A 25,873-nucleotide genomic window follows, 5' to 3' on the forward strand; every position below is an offset into this window, starting at 1 on the left:
CGAAGCTACGGCAAAACTCCAGTCAGGCGGCTACAAGTAGGCGTATTTACCCGAAAAACCCCGACCGGGCCAGTGCCAGTCGGGGTTTTTCGGGTGTGTGTATTTGGGAAGCTTATTCGAGCACCACCTTGCCCATAAACAGCCCCTGGCTGCTGCTTACTTCAACCAAGTACAGCCCACGGGGTTGCCCCTGTAAATTCAACGCGGCTTCGGTACCCGTAGTAGTACGGGGCGTCAGCGTCTGCTCGCTCAACAGCTGGCCCAGCACGTTGCGGACCCGAATATGAACCTCCCGGCCGGGCAGCAGGCCCTCGGGCAGGTGCACCAGGCACTGGCCCGTGGTAGGATTCGGCGAAATCGTAACCGCTCCGGCCCCGATACCCGGCCGCGTGGCTAGGCATACATCCACCGGCACATAGATAGAAGAGGTAATGCGCTGGCCGTTGCGCACGGCCTGGGCCACATAGGTGCCTTGGTTGGCGGCCGCAACGGCCGGTACGCTCGCTGTGGCCGAGCTGGCGGCAAAGCCGGCCGGTCCCACCCAGGCATAGCCCGCCGTGGTGCCGGCCCCGCTGGCGGCCAGATTCAGGGTGCTACCCGTACACAGCGGCAGCGGCGCCGCGGCCAGGGTAGGCAGGGCCGGCCCCGGCTGGTCGACCACCTCCAGCAGGTAGTTCTCCGTTTCCTCCGCCGCGTCTTCCGCCTGCCGGGTGCAGTTCTCATAGGACGAGTAATTGAGCTTCGAGGCCACGACCCGCATTACGGTCGTGCCGAGGGCGGCCGTCAGCGGGACGGTCACGGTGGCCGTCATCGTCTGGCGGCTGCTGGCCGGGGGCAAGCGCGTCCCGATGCTCTCCGTGTCGGGCAGGCTGTTGTCGTGGTCCCAGTCAATCCAGACGGCGGGAGATACGGCAGTGGTTCCCGTGCTGACAGTCGTTACCGTGAGCGTGTAGGTGCCGCCGCGCACCAGGGTCGCCGTCAGGTTCGGTACCTGCGCGCCCCAGTTGACGATATAGCCGCCGGTCGAGCCAAAGCCCTGGGCAGGGGTCAGCGGCAGTTGGGAGGGGCCGCTGCTCAGGTTCAGCAGCGAGGTGCCGGCTAGGGCGACATCATCTACATAGCCCACGAAAGGGAGGGGTGGATTCTTGAAGAACTTTCCCCGGTAGGGGTAGGTGCAGTAGTTATAGCAGGGCCCCTGCGGCGCGGCTGCCAGCGGTACCGACGAGCTGTAGGCTGTACTGCCCCCGCAACGGGCCTGCAGGCGCAGGAGCTGGGCCGTAGGCCGGGGCACCTCCGGCACCAGGTACTGATCGTCCGTGGCCCCGGCCACGTCAGTCCAGGTGCTGCCCGCATCTAGGGACTGCTGCCATTGCAACTGTGCGCCCAGCGTGTAGTCGTGGCTGCGCAGCACCTGCATACACGCCGGCGCGGCCGGCATGGCGATGGTACCCGCCGTCAGCGGCGCACTGCCACAGGCCGCGGCAACGATGGTTACCTGATACTCTTCCGTTTCGCCAGCAAAGCTGGTGAGCCCCACCCGGCAGGCGTCGCCGCCCCGGAAGATGGTGTTGGTGGCCGTGCGTACGCGCAGCCCGGTTACCCCCAGCAGGGCCCGCATCGGCACCCGCCACTCGGCCCGGAAGGTAACGGCGCCCTGCACGGTCGTGGGCACCCGCGCCAGATGTACCCACTCCAGCGAGTCGTAGGTACCGCTGTGGTCCAGATCGATCCATCCCGCCAGCGCCGTGGGCACATTCGTGCCGATGGCCGTCACTGTCAGCTCGATGCCGTACGTAGCCCCGCGCACCAGCGTGGCGGTGCGGGCCGGCGTGGTCGGCGCGTACTGGGTGATGGCTGGGCTAGTGGAGGCCGCGCTGGTATTGTCCAGGGTCGTGCCCACGATGCGCACCCTGGTCAGCAGCGGGGAGCTGATGGAGGTGCTGCTGAAGGACGAGCAATAGCAGTTCAAATAGGAGTTGACCCGTACCTTGACGGCCGGGGTAAACACACTGGTGGCGCAGCCCGCGACCCGCACCCGATAATAAGCCGTCACGGGAAACTTCCTCGTCAGGCTCTGCCGGGTCTGGCCCGGCAAGTCCTGCCAGCTCAGGCTATCGGCCGAGGTCTGCCATTGCAGGCCCGAGCCCAGAGTATAGCCAAACACCTGCAGCGTCACCACGTCGGAGGGGCATCGCACCGGTGCCGCGCCGCTGATCGTGCCGCTCACGACGGTTGCCGAGCAGGCTTTGGGCTGCATCCGCAGCAGATAGTCTTCGGTCTCGCCGCCAATGAAATAGCCATCCCAGTTCGGGAAATTGACGATGACTGCCGCATACGGTACGCTCCGGACCCGCAGAAAGACCGAGCCCTCGCCCAGCGACAGCGCCTGCGAGGCAAAAAAGGCCGAGTCCAGGGTTAAGCGGAACACGGTGGGCACATTGGCCGTGGTGGCCGGCTTGGGAATCATCAGCGGGGCCTCGCTCCTGAGCCCGGTCTTGCCATCGGTGTAGCGCAGGAAGATCAGCAGCTGGGCACGGTCGGAGGTGGTAATACTCAGGTCATAGGTTTCCCCGGCCAGCACCGTGCCGGTATGGCGGGCCACGCGGGGGTCGTGCAGGCTGTAGGCCTCCCCATCCAGGCTGCTGCAGGCCGAGGTGTTGTCCAGGGTCGTGCCCGAGAGGGCCACCCGCGTGATAAAGGGGCCGTTGCAGGGATCATGCAGCGGGGGCAGGCCACCACCCGCGGATGTGAACGGGTCGGTCGTGACGGCCGCCCCGGTGCCGCAGCGCACCGAGGCGCGCAGCTGCTTGGGGCTCTGCCGGTAGAGCCGCTCGGCGTAGACGGGCAGCGTCGCGCCGGGAATGTCCTGCCAGGCAGCGGTGGACGGGGTAGTCGGACGCTGCTGCCACTGCACGTAGGCAGTGGGGCTGTGCCCGATCAGCATCAGCACGTGTTTCTCACTGTCCCGTTCTATCGGATCGGAGTGGCCGAGCAGGACGTCCAGCCTGCCCGCCTGGGTCGGGGTCGTACACGGGGCGGCCTCCACCACGAGTGAATAGTCCTCCACCTGCCCGCTGATGCGGTCCAGGCAGGCTCCCACCGGACCGTTGACCAGGTCGGTGACGATGCGCAGCCGTAAGGGCTGCCCTACTGGGGCTGTAGCTGGCAGCACAAAAAAGCCGGACGGGTTCTTCTGGTTTAATGCTTCGAACACCAGCTCGCTGGTGGCAAAGGTGCCATCCTGGTTCAGGTCGACGTACACGCGCGTGTCTTGGTTGCTGAGAGCAGAGGTAATGGCCTGAAACGTAACGGGGGTGGCCTGCCGGGCCGTAACGCGCCGGGTGCAGGCAAAGTCCTCGTAGCCGGCGCTGGCATCGGCCGAGGTACTGACCATATCGTTAAGCGTTACCTGCGTCAGCCCGTAGCCGCAGCAGGAAGTCAAGGTGCGGGGCGCACAGCTGGCCGCCACCGGCGCGCTGGCGTAGAAGGAAATACCCTGGGTGCGGGAGGTGGAATCACAGCCCACCGCGTTGCAAGCCCGCAGCGTTACGGTGTAGTTGCCGGGCGTACTATAGGTATGCGTAGGGTGCTGCTGGGTGCTGGTCGTGCCATCGCCAAAGCGCCAGCGCCAACTGGTGGGCCCGCGTTGGCTTTGGTCGGTAAAGGCAAACGTGCCGGCGCAGGCACTGGCCGTCTGGACGGCAAAGGCTGCCACCGGGGCCTGGGTGTTCACGCCGACCGTTACGGCGTAATCCTCTGTCTGCGAATACTGAGGGGTCGAGCAGGGCGTGGGGAGCGGGGCCGTGATGTAGTCGGCCGCTACGCGCATGCGCAGCGCAGTGCCGGTTATGGCCGAAGCGGGCACGGGCAGGGAGGTGCCGGTATGCAGCCGGCTGGAATTCGAGGAGAAAAACAGTTCCGAGGTGGCATTGAAGCTGCCGTCGTTGTTGAAATCAATCCATACCCGCACGTTTTCATCCGCATTGTCATTGGTGCGTATGCTGATGGGGTAGGCCGCACCCGGGGTGAGCAGGGTAGAGAGGGTACAGGAATAATCCTGATAGCCATCGGCAACGCCCGCGCTGTTTTTGTTGATCGAGCCGATCGTGACGTTAAAAATACCCATCCCAAAGGCGGCCGCGTTGGGATTGGTGGCGCGCCCGGGCGTACAGCTGGCCGCCGTTGGGCATTGGGCCCAGGCGCCTGCCGCGGTGGTTAGCCACAAAATGCTCCAGAAAAAACCTCGCAATACGTACTTGTTTACCATACACGATGGAATAGAGAAAGAAGGATATAAACGAAAGTACGTAGCGAAAACCAGGGGAAAGACAAGCACATCAAATATTTCCTATCTTTGGGAGGCCTACTCTCGGCCCCTCATCAAATCACTAGTTATTCCGTGTATCGTGCTACTTTGCGCTTGTCCCGTGCTGGTCTGGTTAAGGCCTTCACGCTGACGGAGCTTCTTATTGTACTGGTTATTATCGGCATTCTTATCCTAATGGCCCTGCCAGTACTAATGCCGCTGATTAGTCGCACTCGCAGTGTCGAAGCCAAGCAGATGCTCACGCATCTGCAGTCCCTGGAAAAAACCTATTTCTACGAACACGCGAAATACTCTTCCAGCCTGGATGAAATCGGTTTCGAGCAGGAGAAGCTCACGACCGAAAACGGTAAGGCCAATTACCGCATTGAAATCATTGATGCCAGCCCCGGCACGTTTGCGGCACGGGCAACTTCGGTCGTGGATTTCGACGGCGATGGGGCCTTCAACGTGTGGGAGATTAACCAGGAGCAGCACCTGGTGGAGGTCACAAAAGATTAACTTTTCCGCGTAAGGCTAATGGTTGCGTTGCGGTGGGGACTGGAAGTCAGTGTGGTGCTCTTGCTGCTGGCCGTGCTGGTGCAGGACTGGCGCTGGCGGGGCGTATATTGGTACCTATTCCCGGCGCTGGCCCTGCTGGCGCTGAGCAGTCGACTACTCACGCAGCCGCTCTTGACGGTGGCAATTGAATTTGCCTGCAGTGCCGGCTTTCTGGCCGTACACCTAGCTGCCGTAGCCGGGTATGTCTGGCTTCGTTTTCGGCCGGCTACCTGGCAGTGGCAAGCGTATCTGGGCCTCGGGGATATCCTGTTCTGGGGCTGCGCCGCCCTGTGGTTTTCACCCTTGGTTTTTGTGCTGTACTTCTTTACCAGCCTGCTCGTATCCCTGGCCATCGTGGGCCTGGCCAGACTATGGCAGGGAACAACTGGAAATACCCATATCCCACTGGCCGGCCTGCAGGCGGGCTATATGGCGCTGTTACTGGTCTGTAGCTGGATCTGGCCACTGCCCTTCCTTACGGAGGATGGGCTGCTACTGCTGCTGCTATGAGTGAGTTGGAGTATATCCCTATCGAAGCAGGTCTGATGCAGGTAATCAGCGCCGAAATGGCGTGGCATTACCGCATTGTACCCCGGAGCCAGGAAGCGGGGAAAGTAGCGTTTTTTGCCGAAGCACCGACGGCGGCCATAGCCGAAGAATTAGAGGTTGTACTGGGGCAGGCGGTGCTTTTACAGGCAGCTTCCAGCGCGCAGATTGAGCGCACGCTCAACAAATATTTCCGCCGCGCTCAATCCTCTCAGCGCCAAGCCACCCCGCAGGCTGCTACCGTGCGCAGCCCGGCGACGGAAGACTTCCTCTTTCAGCTCATTGCCGAGGCGCGGCAGTTGGGCAGCAGCGACATTCACATTGAGACCTACGCGGAGAAAGCCCGGGTACGAATCCGGATTGACGGGCTCCTGGTGGAGCGCTACCATCTGCCGAAGAGCGAATACCCGGCCCTGATCAATCGGGTGAAGATCATGTCCGGGTTGGATATTGCCGAGAAGCGGCTGCCCCAGGACGGGCGCATTTTCTTTACGGCCCCGGATCAGCGCCGCTTCGACATCCGGGTGTCAGTACTGCCCACGCTACACGGGGAGAAAGCCGTGCTGCGCCTGCTCAGCAACGATACGACCAACCTCGATCTGAACACGCTGGGGTTCCACGCCAATGACCTGACCAACTACCTGGAAGGTATCCGCCGACCAACAGGCATGGTCTTGATTAGCGGCCCCACCGGCTCCGGCAAAACAACGACCCTGTACGCTACGCTCAAGCTGCTCAATCAGGAAAGCCGCAACATTACCACGATCGAAGATCCGATTGAGTACACGCTCGAGGGCATCAACCAGGTCCAGTTGCGCGAAAACATCGGGCTGGATTTCAGCAAGGCCCTGCGCACCTTCCTGCGGCAAGACCCCAACGTAATCATGGTAGGTGAAATCCGAGACCCGGAAACCGCGACCATGGCCATCAGAGCGTCGCTAACTGGTCACCTGGTGCTGTCTACCATTCACACCAACTCGGCCTGGGGCACCGTTGCCCGTCTGGTGGATATGGGCGTGCCGCCCTATCTGGTAGCAACCACGCTCAACACCAGTGTGGCGCAGCGCCTGCTACGGCTGCTATGCCCACACTGCAAGCGCGAAGAAGAATTCAGTACTAGCCTCTATCCGCGGCGTTTTCATCCCTTTCGCCCCGTTAAAAGTCATTACCTTGCGGCCGGGTGCGACCTGTGCTATTATACCGGGTATCGTGGTCGTCAAGCCGTCTATGAGGTGATCCCGCTCGATGCCGAATTGGCGGATTTCCTGAAGAACGAGAATCGCGACGTTTCTTCCCTGCTCCAACAGCGGGGCATTGTATCCTTAGCTGAAAATGCGTTTGCGCTATTCGAGCGCGGTGATACCACGCTCGATGAAATTTATCCTCTGTTGTTTGGCACACTTTAGACTACTCGCTATTTGTACGGCTCTTTTGCTTTGGCTGCTGGCTGCTGGCCCGGGGTGGGCGCAGCCCTCGAAGCCCAAAGGGGTGGCTGACCGCTTTACGGTCCTAGACAGCCGGCTGCATAGTTTGGCCGACTCAACCGTACGGGGCCTGAACGAGACGGCCAACCTATCCATTACCAATGCTCCCATCCAGGAATTTATCCGTGGGCTGGCTTCCACGCATAATCTGAATGTAAGCATCGACCCGGCGCTGCAGGCCCGGGTCAGCAATAATTTCACGGATGTACGGGTACGGGATCTGCTGCTGTTCCTGGCCCGGGAATATGATCTGGATGTGCGCATCGTCGGCAACATCATTTCTTTCTATAAGTATGTGCCCCCCGTGCCGATCAAGGTTTCCCTGCCCTCAAAGAAGTTGCGCTTGGGCTACGACAGCGCGCAGGATCGTTTCAGCAGCGATTTAGTGAACGACAGTCTGAGCACCTTTGCCAAGCAGGCCACTCAGCTTACCAAGAAAAATATCGTATTGGCACCGGGGCTCGGTTCCCGCACCATAAGCGGCTACCTGGAGAATATGTCCCTGGCTCAGGGCCTTGATAAGCTGGCCTACGCAAACGGGTTGCGCCTGCTTCGCCCGGATGACAACTCGTTTGTGCTGCAAGCCATTGAGGCGGCCGACGTCCCGGCGAAGGCCCGCCGGCCCGCCAGTAACGCCTTGGCTTCCGGCACCCTTTCTAATCCCGGGCGCGAGTCATCCAGTGGAGCCGATATTCGGGTAGCCAGGGGAACCAGCCCGCTGCTGGTGAGCATCGATGCTGAAAATGTACCAATTGGGCAGCTCCTGCACGATGTATCCCAGGATATGGGCATCAACTATGTCCTTTTTTCCGAGTTAACTGGTACTACAACCATCCGCATCAAGCAGGTCAGCTACGACAATTTTCTGCAGCTGCTCTTGCAGGGTACCAGCCATACCCACCGCTTCGACAACGGGCTCTATGCCATTGGTAACCGGGCCCTGGAAGGGTTTCGCAATACCCGGGTCATTCGGCTGCAGTTCCGGCCGGTAGACAAGCTCGATGAGTTTATTCCCACGGAATTGAAAAAAGGGGTCGAAATCAAGCTCTTTAAGGAGCTTAACAGCTTAATTCTTAGCGGCAGCGCGCCGCAAATCAATGAGATTGCCGAATTCATCAAAGCCATTGACAAACCCGTCGTCAACGTTTTGATTGAGGTAATGGTCGTTGAGCTGCGGCGCGGGCACAGCGTCCGGACCGGGCTACGGGCATTTCTGGGTGACTCAACCGTGAAAACCGGGGGCGAGGTATTCCCCGGGCTGGATATGACCATAGGTTCGAAGAGCATCAACTCCGTGCTGGCCAAGCTCGGCGCGAAAGGCCTGGTAAACCTGGGGCGGGTTACCCCTAATTTCTACGTGACACTCCAGGCCCTGGAGCAGAACAACTATCTGAACCTGCGCTCTACGCCGAAGCTATCCACCTTGAATGGCCACGAGGCCAAGCTTAAGATCGGGCAGTCCGTCTATTACGTAGAGGAAAATCAGAACATCAGCGGGGGAGTAAGCCCTATCGTGACCAAGACCCAGCAGTTTAAGCAGGTATCGGCCGATCTAGCCATCTCGATCAACCCAATGGTATCGGGAGACGACAACATTACCCTGACCATCGACGCTGAGTTCTCGGATTTCATTGACCCGGTTATTCCCAAAGCCCCACCCGGCAATGCAACCCGGCAGTTTACCTCCATGATCCGGGTAAAAAATGAGGAGATGATTGTTCTGGGAGGCTTGGAAGAAGTTCGCAGGGCCCGGGGTGGCTCCGGCACGCCCATCCTGTCCCGTATTCCCATTCTCAAATGGATTTTCAGTACCCGTAGTGACGAGAAGCGGACTAATAAGCTAGTCGTGTTTATCAAGCCTACGATTGTCTACTAATCCCGCAGCCATGCTCGATGAACTGCGCGAACGACTGACCCGACCCCACACCGTGGCCGGCTTGTGCGCGGCCATACTGCCCGACGGGCAGCTGCGCTGGACGCTCTGTGTGCTGCAGCGCAAAAACAACCTGGTTTCTGTGCTAACGCAAGCACCAGACTTGGCTACCGTAGAAGATGTGCTCGACAGGCTGGGCGATGCCTCCACTCCGGTTGCCCTGGTTATCACGGGCCGGGGGCTGCTACTGCGTCAACTCCCCACCGATAGAGGGTCGGCTACTACCACCGATCAGGAGTGGGTAACCAGCCTGCTGCCCGGGGCGAGTCCGGCGGACTTTTATGTTCAGTATCTGGCCGGCGAATTGGGCGCCCACGTGGCGCTGATCCGCAAAGCTGCCGCTGAACAACTGCTCACCCAGGCCCAGCTGCGGGCCTTGTTGGTTATTGACTTAAGCCTGGGCCCTATGCGCTTGCAGACGCTTGCGCCGTTCATGAGCCTAGCTTCTGGCAACAGCGTCCTCAGCGTCAGCGGCTACGACATTACTTTTAGCCAGCAGGGGCTTGCCTCTGCCGTGCCGAGCACGGTTGATGATCAGGATACGGATCCGGTACAGTTGGGAGCGGAAGAGTTACCCGCTGTTATGACCTTGCCCTATGCCGCGGCATTGCATTTGCTGCTCGGGCTTCCTGGCAACGAGGTTGGGGCGGATCAGGTACGTCTTAATTACCAGGAGTGGCAGCATCGAAAAATATTTCCCGTCGGGTTGTGGGCAGTCCTGTTGACGCTGCTCGTCGTGCTGCTCGCCAATTTCCTGGCTTTTAGCTACCTGTCCTCCCAAAGCCAGCAGTTGTCGGCCGCCGCCTCAACGGACCAAGTCGCCCTGCGGCGGCTTACTCAGCTACGTAGCGTTACAGGAGAGCAACAGGCCTTTCTCAAATCAGCCGGCTGGCTGCAGGCCACCCAAGCCAGTATGTATGCGGATCAGTTGGCTCTTTCCCTGCCCCCCAGGCTTACCTTGCTGACCCTGGATATATACCCCTACAACGCCCGCAGCAGCAGTATGCAGCAGCAGGTGGTGTTCGTGCCGGGTATCCTCCTGATCAAGGGAAAATGCGAGGATGCGCAGGCGCTGGATACGTGGCTCCAGCGCTTGAACCGCCTACCATGGGTGAAAGCGGTGCGGGACCAGAATTTCAATTACGACTACGCCGGCCGTAGCGGCACATTTACGTTCACCATTCACCTGGCTGAGCAGCCCCGACGATGAAGCCGATAGCCTCCCTGACCTACAAGCGGCGGAATCAATTACTGCTGCTTGGAGCCGTAGTTTTCTTTGTCTTGGCGTATCAGGTATCCATCCGTCCTACGCTACGCTTATGGCAGGAAAACGAAAGCCAACGAACTATGCTGCAGCAGCTACGGAATGCCCCACAGGCCATTCGCCGGCTACAGGCGCAAAAGCAGCAGAATCAATGGCTGATGCGCAGCTTTCAGGTGGATACGACCCAGTCAGAGGGACTGGCGTTAAACCGCCTGACCGCTACGTGCCGTCGCTACGGGGTAACCGTTGCCTCTCTGTCGCCGAGTCAGCATACGGTACGCAATGGCTATAGCATTGAAACCCGCATCGCTAAGCTACGGGGTTCGTTTCACGGCTTGGTACAAACCGTATATTCCTTGGAATACGTCCAGCCAATTGGGCGCCTATCTTCCGTGCGCTACGCCCTGGAGGAAGATCGGAAACAACATCGTTCTTTTCTTTACGCCTATCTCTATGTGCAAACAATCGTCCAGGAAAAACCGGCAGGATAGTATTCAATGGGTCTGCTTGCTGCTAGCACTGATGACCGGGCTGGCGAGTTGTGATGATATCATCGAGCCTTCCTTGGAGGGGAAGCAGGTCGTGCTTCTAACTCCGGCAGACAGTAGTACTTCTACGGGTCAGGTGCAGACATTTCGCTGGGAACCGCTTAGTGGGGCCAGCCGCTATCGGATTCAAATTGCTTCCCCGGGATTTGAAAACCCGGCTGTTTTCTTTCTGGACTCGACAACCACGGCAGCTTCTTTCACGACCTCTTTATCCCCAGGCACTTACCGCTGGCGCGTGCAGGCCTTCAACTCTGCCTATGCCTCCGCTTACTCAACCCGGCTGCTGCGTGTGGATTCAACCGGCAGCTTAACCGGCCAGACGATTTACCTGCAACGGCCAGTTAATCAAACGACTACCAACAGTGTGCAGCAGGTATTTGAATGGACGCCGCTGACCATTGCGCAGCGCTACATCCTGCACCTGACTCCCCACCCACGGCAAATGGGTATTACCAGTTTCGATACAATCGTTACCAAGGCATCCGTTCCTCTTCGTTTAGCGAAGCGCAGCCAAACATACCGCTGGAAAGTGACAGCCTTAAACGCGACCAGTCTGCGGGATTCACCGGAGTTTAGCCTGGATATGGATGTAACGGCCCCCGGTGCACCCCAGTTGGCAACTCCTTTCAGCGGCGCTGTCTTTAGTACTCAGCCGCTGATGCTGACCTGGACGCGGGCTACTGCGGATGTGCTACAAGACAGTATATACCTCTACCAGGCAGATCAAACTACTTTGGTTTCAGGATTTCCAAGGTTGGGCAGTGGAACAAGCTTCTCGCTGGCTGTGCCGGCCGTTACGCTCACGCAAGGAACCTACTACTGGTCAGCTCGTTCCCTGGACAAAGCGGGTAACAGCAGTGTGTTGTCCCCTTTACGACCGTTCACCTTCCAGTGAAAAACAAGCGCTTCCTCTACCTGCTGGTTCCAGCCGTTATGCTGATCTGGGGGCTGATCGGCTATCGTATCTGGCAAGCAGTCAATGCCGATACAGAATTATTAATACCCAGTGTTCCCCGACGGCTTCGTCCCGCCGCTGGTCCTACTGTAGCTAAGCAGTATACCTTATCCCTTGCTTACAGTGACCCTTTTCGTACCAGCGCAGTGCCGGCCCGCCCAAGCACTGGCCCCAGGGAAAATCCGGAGCAACAGACCCGCCGCGTTAACATGATGCCAAGCACAGCTCCTAAGCAAACTACCCAAATGCCACTTGGACCGGTAGCGGTTTCAGTGCCAATGCCAGTTGTTGAGTTTTTGGGAACAATTGAGAATCGCCAGAGTCGTAAACGGATTGTGCTCTTGAACATCAATGGTCGTCAAGCGTCACTGTCAGAGCATCAAAGTGAGCAAGGGCTTCAGATAGTAAGGGTATTCAAGGATTCTGTTTGGACAACGTACGGTCGCCAGCATCACACGTATTCCGGGTATAACAGAGAAACGAATCAATAACAGTTTACTCTAGTGCCGCTCAACTTTTTACTGATCAAAGCCTGCTTATAGCACTCGCACCGGCTTGTACTTATCCGGCCAAAGCGGCTACCTGGGCCCGGGCCTGAGCACTGGTTGGGGAGCGCAGCCAGCAAATGATCCAGTGGGTCGACAGCGCCATAGAGCGGGCTGCCTTTACACCGCTTAGCCCCATCCTAGCCAGTTAGGCAACCTTCCTCAGGCGCACTTTGCAGCATACTACTATCTAACAAGGCTGCTGTGGGTCCGATTGGATGGTCCTGCGCAACAGGTGAAGCAAGTCGTCGACGATCGTCTCGAACCAACGGGCGTTCAGTTCATGGCACAACAGCTGTTACACCGCCAGCCAAGCCAAAACTCCGTGCAGCAATTTGCCCCTAGGCACCTTGCCACGCATCAGATACTGCCCAGCGTTAGACAGTGTCCGCAACGAATACTCTCGCTACGGCGCTTCTGCGCTTATCAACGGTAGACAGGGCGCGGCAAAAGTGCATTCCTCGTCGCTGACATCACTCGAAAAAATCAGGGAAAGGCTTTCTCGTCCCCGGATGCGCTCAAGTAATCATCAACACGCTCTAGCGGGAATACGTGACTTCGCTCTTCTGGTAGTCCCCGTTGGCTTTTGTACTAGTAGGCTCTTCCTCCAAGATTTTCAGCTTATGATCGGTGAGCTCCGTGATGGTGCCATATACCTTGTTGCGATCTACCAGAATGATCTTACTGCCATCTCGTTTTATTGCTGTGGGAGGGGCAAAGGGTTGGTCATCGATATCAAAGACTTGAAAGCTGGCGTTGGTGTACACTACATATCCCCTTCTATTTTTGTACACGCCTTGAGAAAGACGGCTGCCTGTGCTGGAATACCAGGTATCCGTCTGGTCGGTATAGGTCCAGCGGCCTTCCAAGGCAGGTTCTGGAGGAGTGGAATCTTTCTTGCAGGCCACAGTAGCCAGGGTCAGGCAAAACAGGGATAAGGAAAGTAAACGGGACATTATAAGAGAAAAAAGGAATGTAAAAGCGCAATGGATATCAGTAATCAACACAACTGATGAATTCCAAAACTACTCCTTTTCCCGATTCATTAGAACGAAAAGACAGAAATATTTCGATTAATAAATGTGTTTGGGCAAAGTGGCCCTATAGCCGATTAATCTGTCTCAACAGCAGAGCCAGTCTTATGTGCAGCAGTATTCCGGCGCTAAAAGCAGGATCCTAGATTCAAAGACCTCGTTATACTTGAACTATATGTTACGCAATTTCTATCAGATTCTACTGGCAGACCAGAGGCTGTTCATGACGTAGTAAGTGTCCCATGTATTGCCATACCAAAGTGGATGTTGTCTCGACCTACTATTTGGTACCCAACCTCTATGAAACCCATCTGCCATGTTGGGATCAGCAAGTACTAAAGCGTGGGACTTCTTCCCTTAAGGCCGCGCCTGGGAGTAATTTTGGTGCCACCGCAGCCGCACCGTATCATTGGTGACGGCGTTGCACCGGTTTACCCGGCCTGTTTTACGGGCGTCGACATAGCGGGTAATCTTCATATCGATGTCATTGCCTACCCACTGCACCACTTCGCCCTCGAGAAGCGTATGTTCGCCCAGGGATAGCAAGCCGCATTGATAGTCGATGTAGACGCGCAGATACGCACCGGGCGGCAACGCCATTTTCTCCATTTCGAGTTGCTGGCGATTGTGGGCCTGTTCTGCAGAGTCCTGCTGCGCCTGTAAGGGGGCCCGATAAACCGGGTCGTTTTTCCAGCGCTGCTCGTGCGCCGCCGCTGCCTGCCAGTAGGCTTGGTACCGCTGAACCTGTTGGTCGAGTTGCCAGTCCTGCTGGCGCAAGGCTCGGTAATAGGTGGTAAGAATGATGCCCGACATGTCGTCCGGGTGATAAACGCCTAACGTGTTGAAGTGCTTGGCCAGTGGGCCACCCCGCCACAGCCCCCAATTATTCCGCATCCACATGCCCAGCCCGAAGTGGGCACCAGCGGTAAACTCTTCTTCTGTTTGGGAAACAATGCATTGCTTAAGAGAGTCGCTATGTAGTTTCTGTAGATGACGAACGGCATCTTCTAAGGTCAGCGGCTGGTACCTTCGGTCGGCTTTCAAGAGAGACTGCCCCAGTGAAGTGGTAACGATGAGAAAGGCGAGTAGGAGAAAGGCGAAGGACTTCATAGAAGAAAGAGTATGGTGGCTTCTCTAAGGTCAACTCTCAATCCCTCGTGGCTGTTGCAGAACTCGGGTCTTCTTGATGGCTGCGCGCTCACTCGGTTTCCTATTCGCTACGACTCGTTGTGTTCGCAGCTTACAAAGCAGCGTCACAGGTGGTAGAGGTAGCGCTAAGGCCATTGTGCGGTACTCCTTGGGTTGATGCTTGAGCAGCTTCTTCAGATTATAGGCAATAGCGGCCAGCAGCATGGTTTTTTGCGCACTTGCTTTGCCGCGGGTTCCCACCCGCCGCAAGCCGTACTGGTGGATCAGGTTGCCAAACACGGGCTCAACGGTACTTTGGCGTTTGCGGCGCATGACGGAGCCCTGCCGGCTCTGCTGCCGAGCCCAGGCCCGCCGGTAGGCCGGGTCATAGGCCGTACGGGTGAGTTGCTTGCGCCGAGCTGTGGGTACGCAGGTTGCCTTCAGCGGACAGCATTGGCAATCCTGGTAGGGGGCCCAATAGATCTTCAGCCAGCTGCCATCGGCACTGGTGTCAAATTTGCGAAACGGAAGCTCCTTTCCGGCTGAGCAGGTGTAAGCGTCCGTCGCTACTGCATAGATGAAGCCCAATTTCGGCTTTATACTGGCCGAATACGGGAATTCAGGGCGTAATACCCCGTTCTTCCAAAAATGCATAATTCGAGCCATTGGCGTAGCCCGCATCGGCCAAGAGCTCGTGCCAGTGCAGGCCCTGAGCCAGCAATCATGGCTGCAGGCTGCGTACAAGGCTGGGCAGGTGGACACTGTCGCGACTGTCTGCAAAATACAGCTTGGGTATGGCTAATGACGCTATACGCAGTATCTACGGCCAAGCTACAGAGGTAATTCAAGGCCCGAGCTTTGCCCGGTTTGACCGACACGCGGGCATCGGGGTCTGTCGTACTGTAGTGGGTCTTATTACTAAATAAGCGCGTTTTGCTGTGCGTTGAACCTAAGGCCCCGGCGACGGTCTGGAGCTTGGCTTGGCGGGCGGCCTCGTTGCGCAGCTGGTGGGCTGGCGCCGTGAGCACGGCGGCCGACCGCGGCGCGTCCGCTTGGGCGAGCTGCTTTTCCTGCAGGCTCTCCAAGGAGGCATTGGCCTTGACGGGCGCTGAGTCGACGGCTTGCGTGTCGCCAGCTACCAAGCCCTGAGCCACGCATTGGGCAAAGACGTGGTCGAACAGGTGCTCGAAGACCGAGGCGGGGAAGAGCTGGCGGGTGCGGCTTACGGTCGAGTGCCAGGGCAGCTCTACGTCAACCTCGTAGCCCAGAAAGTAGAGAATGTCCGGCCGCAGGGCACAGTGCTCGACCAGACGCCGGTCGCTGACCAGGTTTTCCAGCCAGCCCACGAGCACGAGCTTGAAAAACACGACCGAGTCGAGCGAGGGCTGCCCGGTGTGGCTGTAGAGAGCCTGTGTTTCCTGATAGAGAAACGACCAGTCCACCAGTTCAGCCAGCCGGCGGTAGAAATTATGGGGCGGGACCCGCTCGGAGAGCCGAAATTGAGTCACGATCTTATCGGTGAAATCTTTCCTGCCTTGCATCCTCTTGCTACGAATGCAGCAACTTGCCGGCTAGCACTTCTGCAACAGCCACCACCGTTTAGATGAACTTTAGACAGGATTCGTTTAAGCAAAGCGTTCAAGGCTATAACTTTGACTTATGCCTATCCCTCCACCTGACCGTCTAGAACTTACTTACCAACGCGCTATCGTCGACTTAACGGAAGAAATATTTACGGCACCCTACCCTAGTTGGTATGCCCACATCAATCACTTGCCATTACCCGAGCGGCTGACCTACTGCGTGCTGGAGTTCGATGCGCAAGTCAATAATGGAGGATTACATCAATACTTCTGGAACGGATACGGGCAATTTGGCTACGAAACCGTGGCCTATTTGTGCCTGCTCGGGGCCACTACCCAGGCCGGCATCTTGCGCCAAGCCCTTACGCTGCTGGAGGCAGAAGAGCCGGTGCCAGATCTCCTAAGAGAAAAAGTGGATTCCCGGACCCTATTGGCCCTAAATGATTTTGTCGAGCCTCTTACATCGGGCTTGGATGCCTTGTCAGATGCCTACTATGAGTGTGCAATGGATATGAAAGACCGAATTCAACAGTTCTTGGCTAATACTGGGCAGGCTTTGCTCGGAGATGGACAAGTTTAACTGATTCGCTAGTTTAGCTTTCGGACCGTTTCCCTGAACTGGGCTATCGCCAGACTTAACCTTCTCCCTCCCAGAACTTTCTCACCTGCCCCCGGCCGTTCAACTCGATGTTCAAAGATATTGGGTCAAAATAGCCCTCCCCGACTCTGTAGTGCATGAGCGTGTCTGGCTGTGCATGTTGGTCAACCCACCGATTAAAGGCTTCGCTACTCATTCGCTCATCATCAAGTGAGTCGGGCCGGGGTACGCCAACTGGCACCCTCCACTCTATACCCTCCTTTTCGGGCGGGCCTAGTAGGGCTACTACTTGCCCGCGGGAAATACCAACGCGCAGATGGTGTGCCATGACATCCGACACCATCCTCTCGCGGGGATTGTTCAGAGATACTTGGACGCGCTCCTGTTTATCGCTGCGCAACACTTGACCGGTGGAGAGCCAGAGTTTTTGGTTGAACACCTGCTCGTATTCTTCGCTGGGTTCACCATAAGTCACGCCCAAAACGATCACCGTCAAAAGGGCTAAGATGACGCCTCCTGATATAAGCACGATTTGTAAGCACCCCGACGGATCATTTTTCATAGAAGCGAAATAACCCTCCTTTTCCTGAACGACTACCCAGGCACGCATACTGGCATGGCAAAGTGGTCTTACGGACCAGATTGAGTTCAAGAAACTGGTTCACAGAATCAACGTTCAAAAAACGTGAACGGGCATGAGTTTCGTGAACTCCTGTACCTCCAAAAAACGTAGCAGAAAAAGGCCCCGAAAAACGCTGTTTTCGGGGCCTTTTGCGTGGGTGGAAAAACCCTCCAAGAAAGGGTTCTTTTCCGAACACCTTACCGTGCTTAAACCGCCCTTTGGCTGAACGATATAGGTGGCGTAATTTGAGACTGTATCTAGTTTCGTGTTATCCATTTTCCCCTCTTGTAGCGCCCACTGGGCCCCTTGCATCCCCCATGGAAATCAGCAGCATCGACCAAGAAGTAACGGATTTTGACTGGTATACGGTGGATCCCTTCTCGGTTGTGTCATCCAGTTTGCTTCTGGTGGCGGTCCGCTGCCTGGTTCCGTGGCCGCATCGAATGAAGCACTCGCGCAGCTTCACGACTATTTTCTTTCTCTATCCACGGAAACAACCACGGCTCGCCTCAATTCCCACTTGGCCCAGGTAATGAGGAATGTGATGGGGAAAGACGAGGACGCTTATCGTCGCTACGCGCACAGTTTCCTGAATTATGGCAAGCGGGGGCTCTTTGCCTTTGACAAAACAGACCTAGCTCACGCAGACAACCGATACCATTTGGTTGCTTATCCCGCCCCCCCTGTTGCTGGCGGCACTGCCACCGGACATAAGGGTTTTGATTTCCCGTACCTGTGTGCCGTTTGCTGTTTCCGGGGTGGAGACAATGGATGCTAACAATATCCAATAAATAGCCATTAGTTGGTTAGAGCGTTCGCTAAAATCATGGTACATTGCCTCATATGGTCTTTTTTAAATCGTGGAAGGCGGCTCCGGGAACCGGTTGCGTTTTTATAAATTGCAGAATGTATGCAGCTCATTGAGGAGATAGCTGAGGCAATAAACTCTTCACGAGACGCGTTTGGCAACGTTTTTTTACGTGCACAGGCGGCTATTCCCCCCGCTCAGCGAATATTATTTGATGCTATTGCCACGAGTGGGAACGATCAGGAGGATTTCAAAGCAGCTATTCGTGTTGCTCAGGCAGAGGGCTGGCTTGATGCTTTGCTCGATGCCGTCATTGATGAGGGGCTTGAAAATGGGCGCTTAGCGAAGTCAACGGTTGAGGCTGCGCTCAAAAAAAACAACCCAAATGCCGCATTACAGGCTATTACGAACGTAGCAGGGGCATTTGCTCAGCCCGATATTCTCTATCGCGGGATAGCGAATGCGATGAAATGGACGGGAAAGGTATCCATTGATGGCAACGCAAAGGGAACCGGCATCCTGATTGGGCCCCACCTCGTGCTGACGGCCTGGCACGTGGTGAGCGAACTGTTTGAGAGGGACGCTGCAGACAAGTGGGTGCCCAGGCAATCATCCGGACCGCGTATCCAGGTGGAATTCGGCAATTTTCTATCCATTGTCAACCGGGGGGAGGCTTTACAGCCAGCGCCTTCAACACAGGTAAAGGCTCATAATGACTGGTGCGTCAGCTATAGCGCATGTCAGGACGATGAACTGAATAATTCACTGCCGGAAGACCTGACCCTGCTGGACAACCACTGGGATTATGTGATTGTCAAGCTATCGAGGGCAATCGGGCTGGAGAGACGCTGGGCCCCGCTGGATGCCAGGGCTACTGTGCCGATGGTTGACGAGAGCGTCATTGTCTTCCAGCATCCGGGAGGCCATACTATGAAAGTGGACCAGGGTAAAGTCGGAGGAGTGGATCCGCCTAATCCGCGAGTGTTTCCTCGAATCCGGTTCCTTCACCACGCGAACACAATGAGTGGGTCATCCGGCGGTCCCTGTTTTGACAAGCACTTTATGTTGTTCGGCCTTCACCAGGGGCAGTGGGATGGCCATGGGGGGGATCAAAAGATGGTCACCAACCGGGGAATACCAATCCTGAACATATTATCCTGCATAAACGACAGCGGAACGCCTCTGCCCACCCCGGAGTGCAGTGAGTTACCTGTCTGGACAATTGGAAAGGAAGGCGCGTACGAACCCGTCCTAGGCTGCGATGATTTCCAGACCTTAATCTGGCGCTCGGCAATGAGTGGCACCCCCAGGCTGGTCATCATTGCGGGGGACAGAGGGCGAGGGAAAACCCATCGCCTCTCTCTGATTAATTCCATGCTTTCGGATGGTGCGCACCTGAAAATTAACCTCAGTTCTGAGGCATTATCAACAATCAGCGTCACGGGTCTGGTTTCCCTCATCTCCGGTATTGCCGGTTTTTCGGCCCCAGCACTTACTCCGGTTTCCGAGATGGAGTCGACAGCGACCGTTTGGATGAGGGATGAGGTAATACCCAAATTGATGGATTCCCTCCAGAATATACGGACCGGCCGGCTTGTGTGGATTTTAATCGCTGACCTGAACAACTACAGCATAAAGGATAAACAGACCTCTCAACTGCTTTTGCTGTTGTATGAACAACTCAAAAGGGTTGACTGGCTACGGGTAGTCCTGGATGGATTCAAAGGGGATCTGCCCGCCTCACTCAGTGACCATACTCCGCAACTGGTCGAGCGTGAACGAGCTGCGGATGCTACCCAAACTCACATCCAGACGTTTTTAGAGCGTTTTACTGCTCACCTGGAACTGCCGGTAGATGCCACGACCATCAGAGTCACCACCGAGCTGGTGCATCAGGAATACACTGAATTTCTGAACGATGATTCCGAGACTGCATTAAAAAGGCTTAACCGCAAGCTTAAAGCTGTAGTCGCTGTTCTGTTTAAGACCGTTAATCAATAAAACGCTCGCAGAGACCCCGTTTATGGACTCATTACTAACACAGGCCTTCTCATTAACGAGCAGCATTGAAAAACGGCTGAGCACCCTACAGAGCGGGAAAGGGGCTTTGGACAGAGAGGTGGATCCCGAGCAATTAAAAGCGTCATTGGCGGAAATTATTAAATCCGGGTCAGTTGATGCCGGTAGTGATCGCGATGGCAATGTCATTTCTGACATTGCGGATAAGCTGCTTGCCAAATCCCGGGAGACAGCTGCCCTTATTGGCTGGTTCGACCCTAATTCACTATTTTCAGCCTCCCTGCAGAGCAGTACAAAGCAGGCTGTATTAAACAGGCTTGCGCCATTCTGCCTTACAGAGATTCAGGGTGATAAAGTTAAATGGCTGTTAAAACACAACCAGCGTCAGAAGATCCTTGCAGAATTTGTAAGAGATGACTTACTGCCGAGTAAGCTTAAACAACGACATCCACGGACAGACAGGTTCGGAAAAATGCTGCGCCGCCTGTTGAAACACGGCGCTAATCTTAAGCTTGAAAAGAACTCCACGGAGGATATGCTTGCTCTTGCCTCCGCAATGGAGGCTACGGCATCCATTGGTATATCCCAGCCGGATGTTATAGGCATAAGTCATTTACGCAGAAATAATAAGTTCCTCGCCGAATACCGGGTCCTGCTGAAAAATGGCTTTTATGGAAGAGCACCGGAGCTTAAACGCTTACGATCCTTCCTGTCCTCTGATCGGAATGGTCGAGGCATTGGCCCACTGCGAAGCCTGGTACTGACCGGGATTGGAGGAGCAGGTAAATCCACTCTTCTGGCAAAGTTTGCGCTTCAGGTTTTGACGGACCGGAAAGCTACCATAGCTGTCCTCGATTTTGACAGACCGGGAGTAGATTACCGAGATTTATACTGGCTTGAGAAGGAAATTGTCAGACAGATCGGGGAACAGGCTCCTGCCTTAAGCACCCGAACAGATCAGATTATCCAGGATGCCCGTGAACGCAACACTGATGGGGCTGTAAGGCAGTTTTTTACTTCCTATGAGAGTGGACTGTCCTATGAGATCAGCGAACTGCTAAAAAGCTCATCGGCGGGAGACCGTCCGTTGCTGCTGGTGCTTGATACCTTTGAGGAGGTGGTACACAGTGTTGGGGTAGAGCCCATATACTCTTGGCTGGCACAACTCGCCCGGGTACTCCATCCGGTTGTCCTGAAGGTGATTTTTTCAGGGCGACTGCCGGAATCGTTTATTAAAAAGCATCATCAACATCAGGAAGATGTCATTGTTGTGGATGAGCTGGAACCAGGGGTGGCAGAAAAACTATTGCGTAAGCAGAACGTTTCGCCCATGTTGGCAAAGCGCATTGTTGAGTCAAAGCATTTCCCTCGCAGACCGCTGGAACTTAAGCTGCTGGCTTCAATTGCATCAAATTCGGAAGATGACACGGTTTTTGATCTCGAAAAAGAGGTTTTGCGGGGCGGGAAAGCAGCCAGGGACCTTTTTGCAGGTATCGTCTACAGGCGCGTGCTACTGCGAATCAGTGATGAAAGGGCTCGGGTCCTTGCGTATCCCGGACTTGTACTCCGCTACGTAACGGCGGATCTGATCCGGGACGTCGTGATCCCAACGCTGCAGAGTTTTTCCCTCCATGATGTCAGAATGCTTCAGGTGCTTAGCTCACTTGATTCAACGGAAGCGATTGAACAAGCCCTGACCACCCTCTGCTCCTACACTTGGCTGGTGAGCAGAGATGAAAGGGGAAGAGTGTGGCATCAGAAGGACCTAAGAAACACCATGCTTAGGGCAATTTCCGGACAGGAGCAGGAAAAGGCTGATGCCGTTCACATGCGGGCCATGGACTTTTTCAAAAGCAGACGTTCTAGAGAGGAGTGGTCTGAAGGCATGTATCATCAGCTGATGTTGTGCCGTACTCCCCATGATGGCGGGGCAATAGAGCTAGCAGATGTAAAAGAGTCGCTACCATATATATCCGCGGCTTTAAGTGATCTGCCGAAGGCGGCAGCCACTTTGGTTCAGTTTGTCATTGATAGTCATGTCCCTGATGAAGATGTACGACTGCTACCAGACAGGTATCTGCCTAAGGCCTACAACAATACAGGTCTTCGACTTCTTAACGACCGCGAGTTCGGCAGGGCTCTGGACCTGCTACTGAGGGGAATTGATACCAACATAGCTTTCTCAGTTGGGAAAGGCTCTGCGTTATCCCTTCAATGGGAGTGGGAAACCCTTTTCGTTACCGCCCGGTGGGGCGAGTTGCGGGAGCTGATCGGTGGGGTGGACCGGAAACGCAGCGATAGGCCTTCCGGGTCTTCTTCAGTCAGTTCGGTTTATTTCAATTTACTTATTGACCCCGCCCGATTATTATCTGACAGGTCAGGAGCAAGAAATACGGTACGCAGCTTGTTTTATCCTCTCAAGGCTATACATGTTGATAAGCGTACAAAAACCATAGGTCCTGATTTTCAGGTGAGCATGACCAGAATATGCGCCTGTTTTATCATGCTCTCACAGAGAAAAAACGCTGGTTTATTCGACTTTGTTTACGCTACTGACTTGCTGAAGTCCGTTGTTACACAGGATTACTTTCCATTGACCTCAAATTTTAAAAGAAAATCACTATTCCTGAATCTTATTGCTCATCCTGACTGGTCGGATTATAGTCTGAACTTATCCCCCTCCACATTAAAACTGACTCCTGCCGCTCTCAATCAATTAATTCTTGAGCAGGATCTGGTAAGACTCGACGCCGAACTGCACGGGCTTATCGGGAAAGTAGCTCAGAATCTGGTCAGAAAAGTCGGCTCGAAATCCTGGACGGCAAAGGGGCTGCTCGGCGCGGTTGACGCCCTGCATAAAAAAGAAAATAACTGGCGCGCTGTCAAGCTCTTCGTGACAGGAAAAGCCAGAACCGCGGAATCAATTCTTGCTATCGTAAGAGGGCCTGATCCTGAATTTCGTGATCCCATCCGCTTTGCGCTCCTTGAAGCATATCCCGGCCCTTCAGCCTTTCCCCGTTTGGCCGAAATTATCGCGTCTCTTATCCCCTATGAACTGGATGATCTGGAGCCGAGTGTATTCGCTGACATCATCGCCGCAGATCCTGAGCGCGGCCTTGAATCCTACATAGAACTGATCGACCGCAACTGGTCGCTGGGAGAACTGCTGAATAAAGCCCGAAATGAATGTGCGGACCTGAGTCCAAAGCTGGCTCAGGTACACGCGGCCTATACACGTTGGGATGAAGCCATTCGAACATCGGTATTGCAGCGCTTTCATGATCTTATTAGACTTGGTTCATGACCGTGTCACGCCCGCATCGAATAAAAGTGCTATTCAGGCACCGCCGCACGGTAAATCTTTCAAAAAATGCATCCCAACGTAAGCCATCCCTCTTCCAGCGCATCCGATCTGAGCCTTTCCGCACATTACAGGAAAATGATGAAGGCTGGAGGGCAACTGCTCGAGCACCTCGAAAATAACGACCCTGATCTGTCAAACGGAGGTATTCGGGAGAGGCTTAGTACGGTCAGGGCGGAGCTGGATCGTATAATAAAGGAACAACTGGGTGGGAAAGCTGACCTTCATTCACTGGCTGACCGGATTTTTAAGGATGGGGACACAGCCCTGCGTATGATTCGTGATGAGGACGAGGCCGGCCTGCGGCAGCATACCCGGCTGCTGTCGGCCCTGGAGACGATCGTGCGCACTGATGGCTCCAGACCTTCCTTTATGATTCAGAACGGCTCGGTAAACATCGGTAGCAGCCCGGTGGGCGGCTGGAAAAATAGTATTGTGGCGAGCGCCGACCTGTTGTTTAATGCAGGAGCCTGTGTCGGGCGTATAGACGTGCCCTTTACGGTTCAGGGCTTTGCGGGCACGGGCTTTCTGATTGCGGAAAACCTGATTGTGACTAATCGCCACGTTCTGCAGGGGATCGCTTTGGAAAAGCCCGACGGAACGTGGAAATTGCAGGCAGGTGTACGGATAGATTTCGGTCATGAGTTTCGTGGGGTGGATTCTGTTAACCCCAGGGATCTATCCCGGGTGGTTTTCAGCGGGAAGCGCCCCATAGATCTGGGAGCATCGAAGCTTGACCACTCCAGGCTGGACTTGGCGCTCATTGAACTGGCACCAAGCAGTCAGTCAGCAGGACCCCGCATGTATCTTTCCCTTGACCAGGCTCCCGACTGGGCAATGCCTGATACAGCGGTCTATACCATCGGTTACCCAGGTGCTCCGAATCTTTTGAATACGCCCTTCCCTCCCTCGTTGTTTGAGCAGATCTTTCAATCCACGTACGGGTGCAAACGGCTAGCGCCCGGAATGGTGCTGGCGGGGGCACCTGGCAGCCCTGCGTGGACTCATGCCCACGACGCAACCACCCTTGGGGGTAACTCTGGGTCGGTAATCGTCGTGGTCGGGCGTGAAAACGCAGCGGCCGGGTTGCATTACGGTGGCAGATCAGATGAGCCACGCGAAAACTATGGCCATACTCTTGGAAAGGCCCTTGCCGAGACGGATGGGCGTTCCGGTAAAACCCTCAGGGATCACCTGCTTGAGTTCGGTGTCCATTTAATAGACAGGGCCGGTAATAAATAAGGCTGGCTCAAAATAAAGATATTGCCTGTCTGAACCATTTTTCACCTTTCTTAAACACAGTACAGCATGAGTGCGGCCAACCTATCCCGAAAAGCGACATTCGACACGATGACGTGTCTGGGCACCGAAACACCTGAACGGCCGGGCTCCGAGCCTACCACCATGCCAGTTAAGTTTGAGGACAGAAATGGATATGAATCCGGCTTTCTGCACGGCTGGGACATCCCGCTGCCACTGGCGGTCGGCGCAAATGCCTCCGATATGCTTCCCCTGCGCAGGGGCGGAACCGGAGTGGAGTTAAAATATCAGAACTTTTCCGTGATTATGTCTGCTTCCCGCCGTCTACCAATGCTGACAGCTGTGAATCTTCTGGGCTTGGACAGGGAGCAGGTGGACCGGATTGATACGTGGTATTTTGATGGTCGATTAGATAAAAGCGACCAATGGGGAGATGAATTATATCATGGGAATTCGCTTGACCGGGGACACATGGTCCGGCGGGAAGATCCGGTGTGGGGCCCCCTCGCGAAGCAGGCTAACGCCGACACCTTCCACTTTACCAACAGCTGTCCTCAGATGGCAAGTGTTAATCAGAAAACCTGGGTTGGCCTTGAGAATCACATTCTGAAAATGGCAAAAGCGGACGGCATGAGGGTAAATGTATATACGGGGCCGTTTTTCAGCGACGCTGATGTAGATTACAGAGGGGCCAAAATACCGCTGGCTTTCTGGAAGGTGGTAGCAATCGTGACGGAGGAGGGAAGACCGTCCGCCACGGCCTACAAAATCAGTCAGCAGCAGGAGCTATCAGAACTTGAATACATTTTCGCTGGCTATTTAACATATCAGATCAGCGTTAAGGAGGTTATGGATCAGACGGGTATTAACTTCAGTGCTCTGCTGGATTATGATGGCTTTACACAACGTGCAGTCATGACAGGTGAGCGCACAATAGAGTTGATAAATAACCTGGATCGTGTGAAAATCTGATCGTAGGCTCCGTAATGCCGGTTCATATCGCAGGAGGTGCTCCCAGCAAAGGGGCAATGAGCTTTCGGAGCGCACTCCGATCAGGTTGATTCGGTTAGCAGCAGGTAGTGGTCGCTCATCGCCCACAGGTAAGTGAGCTGATCGCGCAACTCGTCGGCGGGTTCTGGTTCCAATAGTTTGGCGCTGATGAAGGAGAGCATCAAAAAGTGTGGGGCAATTCAAGTCTGAGCTAAGTGACTACTTATTTTGTTCCCATCTGCAATAGTCGCTGTCCCACACTTTTTGATGCTGCCCAAGTAGCCTTGGTGGTCGGCCACCGTGGTTTACCAGGTCGTAATGGTATGGGGGC

General features: G+C 55.5%; 20 protein-coding genes. 13 read left to right on the forward strand and 7 right to left on the reverse strand.

The window, feature by feature from the left end; translation table 11 throughout:
- Nucleotides 1–112 precede the first annotated feature (112 nt).
- Nucleotides 113–4,267, reverse strand: coding sequence for a GEVED domain-containing protein (locus LGH74_RS24380; protein WP_226180731.1), 4,155 nt, complete (start codon nucleotides 4,265–4,267; stop codon nucleotides 113–115).
- 147 nt (nucleotides 4,268–4,414) lie between these two features.
- Between LGH74_RS24380 and LGH74_RS24385 the strand changes: the two genes are divergently transcribed.
- The 8 genes from LGH74_RS24385 (at nucleotide 4,415) to LGH74_RS24420 (ending at nucleotide 12,085) form a co-directional block, all read left to right on the forward strand.
- Nucleotides 4,415–4,825, forward strand: a complete 411-nt coding sequence (locus LGH74_RS24385) for a prepilin-type N-terminal cleavage/methylation domain-containing protein (protein ID WP_226180734.1) — start codon at nucleotides 4,415–4,417, stop codon at nucleotides 4,823–4,825.
- Between the two features lie 18 nt (nucleotides 4,826–4,843).
- On the forward strand, nucleotides 4,844–5,374 hold the full coding sequence (locus tag LGH74_RS24390; RefSeq protein ID WP_226180736.1) for a hypothetical protein: 531 nt from the start codon (nucleotides 4,844–4,846) through the stop codon (nucleotides 5,372–5,374).
- Nucleotides 5,371–6,816: a GspE/PulE family protein gene (locus LGH74_RS24395; protein ID WP_226180738.1), complete on the forward strand. Its 1,446-nt coding sequence runs from the start codon at nucleotides 5,371–5,373 to the stop codon at nucleotides 6,814–6,816. The genes LGH74_RS24390 and LGH74_RS24395 overlap by 4 nt, the downstream gene beginning before the upstream one ends.
- Before the next feature lie 124 nt (nucleotides 6,817–6,940).
- On the forward strand, nucleotides 6,941–8,770 hold the full coding sequence (locus tag LGH74_RS24400; RefSeq protein ID WP_226180740.1) for a type II secretion system protein GspD: 1,830 nt from the start codon (nucleotides 6,941–6,943) through the stop codon (nucleotides 8,768–8,770).
- A 10-nt stretch (nucleotides 8,771–8,780) separates the two neighbouring features.
- Nucleotides 8,781–10,037 (forward strand): hypothetical protein, encoded by a 1,257-nt coding sequence (locus tag LGH74_RS24405; RefSeq protein WP_226180742.1) that lies wholly within the window; start codon nucleotides 8,781–8,783, stop codon nucleotides 10,035–10,037.
- Nucleotides 10,034–10,582: a hypothetical protein gene (locus LGH74_RS24410; RefSeq protein ID WP_226180744.1), complete on the forward strand. Its 549-nt coding sequence runs from the start codon at nucleotides 10,034–10,036 to the stop codon at nucleotides 10,580–10,582. The genes LGH74_RS24405 and LGH74_RS24410 overlap by 4 nt, the downstream gene beginning before the upstream one ends.
- A complete protein-coding gene (locus LGH74_RS24415) occupies nucleotides 10,545–11,534 on the forward strand; it encodes a fibronectin type III domain-containing protein (RefSeq protein WP_226180746.1) in 990 nt (329 codons plus the stop codon). Before LGH74_RS24410 ends, LGH74_RS24415 begins: the two co-directional genes overlap by 38 nt.
- Nucleotides 11,531–12,085, forward strand: coding sequence for a hypothetical protein (locus LGH74_RS24420; RefSeq protein WP_226180747.1), 555 nt, complete (start codon nucleotides 11,531–11,533; stop codon nucleotides 12,083–12,085). Before LGH74_RS24415 ends, LGH74_RS24420 begins: the two co-directional genes overlap by 4 nt.
- Before the next feature lie 593 nt (nucleotides 12,086–12,678).
- On the opposite strand, the gene LGH74_RS24425 is transcribed toward LGH74_RS24420, so the two are convergent.
- From LGH74_RS24425 to LGH74_RS24440, 4 genes are all read right to left on the reverse strand, one after another.
- The gene (locus tag LGH74_RS24425) at nucleotides 12,679–13,095 is read right to left on the reverse strand and encodes a hypothetical protein (RefSeq protein WP_226180749.1); all 417 of its coding nucleotides are present in this window, start codon (nucleotides 13,093–13,095) and stop codon (nucleotides 12,679–12,681) included.
- A 435-nt stretch (nucleotides 13,096–13,530) separates the two neighbouring features.
- Complete coding sequence (locus LGH74_RS24430) at nucleotides 13,531–14,283, reverse strand: DUF6794 domain-containing protein (RefSeq protein WP_226180751.1); 753 nt, start codon at nucleotides 14,281–14,283, stop codon at nucleotides 13,531–13,533.
- A 30-nt stretch (nucleotides 14,284–14,313) separates the two neighbouring features.
- Nucleotides 14,314–14,889, reverse strand: a complete 576-nt coding sequence (locus LGH74_RS24435) for a transposase (RefSeq protein ID WP_226180754.1) — start codon at nucleotides 14,887–14,889, stop codon at nucleotides 14,314–14,316.
- An 8-nt stretch (nucleotides 14,890–14,897) separates the two neighbouring features.
- Nucleotides 14,898–15,809 carry a transposase gene (locus tag LGH74_RS24440; protein WP_226180756.1) on the reverse strand — a complete coding sequence of 304 codons (912 nt, stop codon included), beginning with the start codon at nucleotides 15,807–15,809 and terminating at the stop codon, nucleotides 14,898–14,900.
- A 151-nt stretch (nucleotides 15,810–15,960) separates the two neighbouring features.
- On the opposite strand from LGH74_RS24440, the gene LGH74_RS24445 reads away from it, so the two are divergent.
- Complete coding sequence (locus LGH74_RS24445; protein WP_226180758.1) at nucleotides 15,961–16,464, forward strand: DMP19 family protein; 504 nt, start codon at nucleotides 15,961–15,963, stop codon at nucleotides 16,462–16,464.
- Between the two features lie 55 nt (nucleotides 16,465–16,519).
- On the opposite strand, the gene LGH74_RS24450 is transcribed toward LGH74_RS24445, so the two are convergent.
- Nucleotides 16,520–17,092: a hypothetical protein gene (locus LGH74_RS24450; RefSeq protein ID WP_226180760.1), complete on the reverse strand. Its 573-nt coding sequence runs from the start codon at nucleotides 17,090–17,092 to the stop codon at nucleotides 16,520–16,522.
- A gap of 922 nt (nucleotides 17,093–18,014) precedes the next feature.
- Here LGH74_RS24450 and LGH74_RS24455 point away from each other — a divergent pair.
- From LGH74_RS24455 to LGH74_RS24470, 4 genes are all read left to right on the forward strand, one after another.
- Complete coding sequence (locus LGH74_RS24455; protein WP_226180762.1) at nucleotides 18,015–19,913, forward strand: trypsin-like serine peptidase; 1,899 nt, start codon at nucleotides 18,015–18,017, stop codon at nucleotides 19,911–19,913.
- Between the two features lie 22 nt (nucleotides 19,914–19,935).
- Nucleotides 19,936–23,235 (forward strand): ATP-binding protein, encoded by a 3,300-nt coding sequence (locus tag LGH74_RS24460; RefSeq protein WP_226180764.1) that lies wholly within the window; start codon nucleotides 19,936–19,938, stop codon nucleotides 23,233–23,235.
- A 66-nt stretch (nucleotides 23,236–23,301) separates the two neighbouring features.
- Nucleotides 23,302–24,534, forward strand: a complete 1,233-nt coding sequence (locus tag LGH74_RS24465; RefSeq protein WP_226180766.1) for a trypsin-like serine peptidase — start codon at nucleotides 23,302–23,304, stop codon at nucleotides 24,532–24,534.
- Nucleotides 24,535–24,600: 66 nt separating this feature from the next.
- A complete protein-coding gene (locus LGH74_RS24470; protein ID WP_226180768.1) occupies nucleotides 24,601–25,524 on the forward strand; it encodes a DNA/RNA non-specific endonuclease in 924 nt (307 codons plus the stop codon).
- A gap of 80 nt (nucleotides 25,525–25,604) precedes the next feature.
- Here LGH74_RS24470 and LGH74_RS24990 read toward each other — a convergent pair whose 3' ends face one another.
- Nucleotides 25,605–25,727, reverse strand: a complete 123-nt coding sequence (locus LGH74_RS24990; RefSeq protein WP_262904772.1) for a hypothetical protein — start codon at nucleotides 25,725–25,727, stop codon at nucleotides 25,605–25,607.
- Between the last annotated feature and the right edge of the window lie 146 nt (nucleotides 25,728–25,873).

Origin of the sequence: Hymenobacter lucidus (assembly GCF_020447265.1) — a bacterium.
Taxonomy (GTDB): Bacteria; Bacteroidota; Bacteroidia; order Cytophagales; family Hymenobacteraceae; genus Hymenobacter; species Hymenobacter lucidus.